The sequence below is a fragment of the Massilia solisilvae genome, from assembly GCF_024753215.1.
GTDB lineage: Bacteria > Pseudomonadota > Gammaproteobacteria > Burkholderiales > Burkholderiaceae_D > Telluria > Telluria solisilvae.
This window is the reverse complement of sequence record NZ_JANUGV010000029.1, coordinates 1-342: the sequence shown is the minus strand read 5'-3', so window position 1 is coordinate 342 and position 342 is coordinate 1. Positions and strand designations below refer to the sequence as shown.

Below are 342 nucleotides of genomic sequence, written 5' to 3'. Positions count from 1 at the left end.
GGCGCCGACGTCCTGCCATGCGCCACTCACGTAGGCCTGCAGCTTGCCCGCGCCTGGCGCGGCCGAGATGCTGACCTTGGTCATCGCATCGCCCGTGTTGAAGTCGCTGAAGTTGAAGTCCGATGCACGGAAGACGTAATTGGTGTCCTCGGCCGTGGTGACTGCGCCGCCAGTGCTGGTGGGCGCCACGTTGGCCGACGTGATGGTCACTGCGACCGGCTTCGCATCGCTCAACGCTCCATCCGAGACCGACACGCTGAAGCTGTCGCTCTGGTCGCTGCCGTAGCTGTTGGCGGTGTAGCTCACCTTGCCGTCGATGACGTCCTGCTGCGTGAACGAGGT

Annotated in this window: 1 protein-coding gene; it reads right to left on the bottom strand. The window is 64.6% G+C overall.

Features of this window, described 5'->3' with window-relative positions:
- Positions 1-342: hypothetical protein (locus tag NX773_RS23470; protein WP_258858649.1), on the bottom strand; the 342-nt coding region annotated here is incomplete at both ends.